A 3,683-nucleotide genomic window follows, 5' to 3' on the forward strand; every position below is an offset into this window, starting at 1 on the left:
TGGCGGTGCCGCGCGCCCGCACCCCGCGGGCCGACCGGATGCGGCCCGACGACCGGACGATCCCCGCGAGCGGGCCGCCGTCCGCGGTGAGCTCCGACCAGCGCGCGCCCACGGCACCGTCTGCGACGGCACCCCCGCGGATCGAGGCCACGGCCTGCACGGTGGGCGCCTCGACCGCTTGGTCCAGGACCGAGGCGAGGGTGCCCGCCGCGTCGGCCTGCGCCTGCACCGCCTCCGCCAGCTCGTCGACCCACGGCCGCAGCGCAGCCAGCGAGCCGCGCAGCGTGCGCCCGATGACCGTCCGCGCCCGGTCCGGACCCGCCAGCATGGCCAGCCAGCGCCGGATCGGTGCGACGGCGGACGCCGGGAGCAGCCCCTCGTGCGGGCCGAGGTCGGGGACGACGAACAGCGGCGACCCCTGCAGCCCGTGCCCGCGGAGCCGGTCGAGCAGGTCACCGCGCACCGTCGGCAGCGACGCCGGGGGGACGCGGTTGAGGACCATCGCGATGGAGGCGCCGCGCTCGACCGCGGCCTGCAGCACCTGCCAGGGCAGGGCGTCGCCGTAGCGCGCCGCCGTGGTGACGAAGAGCCACAGGTCGGCGGCCTCGAGCAGGCGGTGGGCGGACTCCCGGTTCGACTCCAGCACCGAGTCGAGGTCCGGGGCGTCGAGCAGGGCGATACCGCGCGGCACTTGGTCGTCCGCGACGACGCTCACCGACTCCAGCACCGGGTGGTGCGAGAGCAGCTCGGTGTCCAGCGGGTTGTGCACCAGCACGGGCCGGCGGGTGGTCGGCCGCAGGACCCCGGCGGTGCTCACCTCCGCGCCCACCAGGGAGTTCACCAGCGTCGACTTGCCGGCCCCGGTCGACCCGGAGACCACCACGACCGCCGGTGCCGACAGCTCCGTGAGGCGCGGCACCAGGTGCTCCCCGAGCTGGTCGAGCAGGCGCTCGCGGGAGGCGCGGGCCGACGCGATGCCGTCGATCTCCAGCGGGAACCCGGTGCGCTCCACGTCCCGACGCAGGTCGCGCACGGCATCCAGCAGCGAGGTCGCGGCGAGCGGACGAGCGAGCACGTCACGCGGGTCCGCCGCGGCATGGCGCGCGTGTGGGACCAGCGGCTGCGCAGGGTACGCAGGCTGCACTGGCGCGGTGCCGGGCTGCGCGCTCACGCGCCCATTGTCGCGGTGCGATCTGACCTGGCAAAACGCGCCACGCGGGTCGGTTGCGAGCGGTTCGTCCCGAACGCGGGATCCCGCGCACCGCCAGTAGGCTGTGGGCGCACGTCCGGCCCCCGTAGCTCAACGGATAGAGCAACGGCCTTCTAATCCGTCGGTTGCAGGTTCGAGTCCTGCCGGGGGCGCCCGTCCACCGCTGTCGAGCCCCGCTCCAGCCGCTCGCCCTCGCGTTCTCCACGCGCGGGCGATCCGGGCGAAACCGGCGGATTAATCACGTGACGAAGGTCTCTGGCGCGTGGTCCAGTACTCCTACACCACACGATCGTCCGGGCACCGGCCCGGACTCCGTCATGCCCAGGAGCACACCGTGAACCCGACCATCTCCCTCGAGCTCGCGCGCCAGGACCACTCCCAGCGCCTCGCTCAGTCCCACCAGGCACGCACCCGCGCAGCGGCGCGGGCAGACAGAGCCCGGACCGAGACCATCGGTCGACCGCCTGATCCGCAGCGCGTCGCGACGCGCACGCCCGAGCTCGTCGGCGCTGCGCCCGCACGATGATCCGCACGCCCGTGGGCGCGGACCGCACCTCCTGCCGGAGTCGGTCCGCGCCCACCGTCATGCGTGCCACCATGTCGCCATGCCGCTCCGTCCCCGCCCCCGGCACCGCGGCCGTCGCTGATGGGCAGGCACAACACCCCCGGTCCCGCTGAGCGGCTGCCCCTGCGCACGCGCCTCAGGCGACGGGTCCTGGTCTGGCTCGAGCGCCTCGGGCTCGGGCTGGCCGCCGGCGCAGGGACGCTCGGGGTGCTGCGCTGGGCGGGCACGTCCTGGACGGCAGGCCTCTGGATCGCCGGGGCGGTCGCCGTCGTGGTCCCGGTCGCGGCATGGCTCGCCTCCACGGTCCCGGGGAACGACGCCGACCGGTAGCCGGTCAGCCCGGTGGCGGGCCCTGCCGCAACCGGTCGACGACGGCCACCAGCCCCAGCACGGCGACCGCGAGCGCGACCGCCGCCACGACGTCGGTGAGGAAGTGGTAGCCGAGGTAGAGCCGGCTGAGCGCCACGAGCGCGGTGCCCAGCACGGTCGCGACCGACCACGCCACGATCCGCGCGACCGACGGGGTGCGGCTGCACGCGAGGTACCCGGCCACGAGCAGGAAGGTCGCGGTGCCGATGGTGTGGCCGGACGGGAACGACGCGGTGGTCTCCGCCCCCGGCACGAACATGGTCTCCTCGGGTGGCCGCTCGCGACCGACCAGGCCCTTGACCCCCAGGCTGATCAGCGTGGATGCGGCCATCGCCCCGGCGAGCAGCACGGGACGCCACCACTCGCGCCGCACCAGCCGCCAGACCACGCACGCGACGAGCACCAGCAGCGGCAGCACGGTGGGGCCGGTGACGAACGTGATCGCGGCCAGCACGGCGGTCCACCCGGTGGTCCGGTGGTCGACGAGCCACTCCAGGACGGGCTGGTCCAGCTCGAACAGGTCGTCCTTCTCCTGGACGCCGTCGAGCACCCCGAGGAAGACGGCGAGCCCACCCACGACGAGCACGACGCCCGGCAGCACCGCCCACAGGGTCGGCCGTGCGCGCAGGGCGGAGAAGGCACGAGTCTGCGGTGGCGCGAGGGCAGGCTCGTCCGTCATGCACCGACGCTAGCCGCGGCTCCGCGGACGCACGACCGCAGCACCGCGCGACGCCCCCTAGGCTGACCGCGTGAGCATCACCCCGACGCCCCCTGCCCCCGTGCCCGGCCAGGAGAGCTCCGACCGCATCGTCTGGATCGACTGCGAGATGACCGGCCTCGACCTCGGCGCCGACGCCCTGGTGGAGGTGGCCGCCGTGGTCACCGACTCCGAGCTGCGCGTGCTCGGCGAGGGTGTGGACGTGATCATCGCGCCCCCCGCCGAGGCGCTCGTGCAGATGAACGACTTCGTCCGCACGATGCACACCACCTCGGGCCTGCTCGACGCCCTGCCCGGCGGCACGACCCTCGAGGACGCCCAGGCCAAGGTCCTCGAGTACGTCCGCGCGTGGGTCCCGGACCCGGGCAAGGCACCGCTGGCGGGCAACTCGGTGGGCACCGACAAGGCGTTCCTCGACCGCGACATGACCGAGCTGGTCGGGCACCTGCACTACCGCGTCATCGACGTGTCGTCGATCAAGGAGCTCGCGCGCCGCTGGTACCCGCGCGTCTACTTCGCCTCCCCGCGCAAGAACGGCGGCCACCGGGCGCTCGCGGACATCCTCGAGAGCATCGACGAGCTCCGCTACTACCGCGCGGCGCTCCTGCCGGCGCAGCCGGGCCCGGACTCCGCCGCGGCCAAGAAGATCGCCGCGCAGGTCGTCGCGACCTCGGTCAAGGGCGCGCTGCTGTCCGAGGGCTGACCCGATCTGCACCGGGAACGACGTCGGGGGGGGCCCCCAACGTGCGGCCCCCCCCCCCCCGGGGGGGGGACGCGCCGAAGAAACCCCCCCCCCCCGCGCCCACACACCACCGCGACCA

At 74.7% G+C, this 3,683-nt stretch carries 4 protein-coding genes and 1 tRNA gene; 3 read left to right on the forward strand and 2 right to left on the reverse strand.

Features of this window, described 5'->3' with window-relative positions; translation table 11 throughout:
* Positions 1–1,075, reverse strand: a 1,075-nt coding sequence (locus RYN42_RS19955; RefSeq protein ID WP_315099314.1) for a dynamin family protein, incomplete at its 3' end; no start/stop codon positions are given.
* Positions 1,076–1,289: 214 nt separating this feature from the next.
* On the opposite strand from RYN42_RS19955, the gene RYN42_RS19960 reads away from it, so the two are divergent.
* Positions 1,290–1,362 (forward strand) — tRNA-Arg (locus tag RYN42_RS19960).
* 494 nt (positions 1,363–1,856) lie between these two features.
* Entirely contained in the window at positions 1,857–2,105 is a 249-nt protein-coding gene (locus RYN42_RS19965; protein WP_315099317.1) for a hypothetical protein, read from the forward strand.
* Positions 2,106–2,109: 4 nt separating this feature from the next.
* Here the strand turns inward: RYN42_RS19965 and RYN42_RS19970 are convergent, their stop codons facing one another.
* Complete coding sequence (locus RYN42_RS19970) at positions 2,110–2,823, reverse strand: phosphatase PAP2 family protein (protein ID WP_315099320.1); 714 nt, start codon at positions 2,821–2,823, stop codon at positions 2,110–2,112.
* Positions 2,824–2,971: 148 nt separating this feature from the next.
* Between RYN42_RS19970 and orn the strand changes: the two genes are divergently transcribed.
* Positions 2,972–3,565 (forward strand): oligoribonuclease, encoded by a 594-nt coding sequence (gene orn, locus RYN42_RS19975; RefSeq protein WP_399552553.1) that lies wholly within the window; start codon positions 2,972–2,974, stop codon positions 3,563–3,565.
* The last annotated feature ends 118 nt before the right edge of the window (positions 3,566–3,683 follow it).

This window comes from uncultured Cellulomonas sp. (genome assembly GCF_963527515.1).
Lineage (GTDB): Bacteria > Actinomycetota > Actinomycetes > Actinomycetales > Cellulomonadaceae > Cellulomonas.

What these genes read in the sequence shown, in the direction of transcription:
- RYN42_RS19965 (WP_315099317.1), top strand. Translation starts at nt 1,857, where the DNA reads ATGGGCAGGCACAACACCCCCGGTCCCGCTGAGCGGCTGCCCCTGCGC.
- RYN42_RS19970 (WP_315099320.1), bottom strand. Translation starts at nt 2,823, where the DNA reads ATGACGGACGAGCCTGCCCTCGCGCCACCGCAGACTCGTGCCTTCTCC.
- orn (WP_399552553.1), top strand. Translation starts at nt 2,972, where the DNA reads ATGACCGGCCTCGACCTCGGCGCCGACGCCCTGGTGGAGGTGGCCGCC.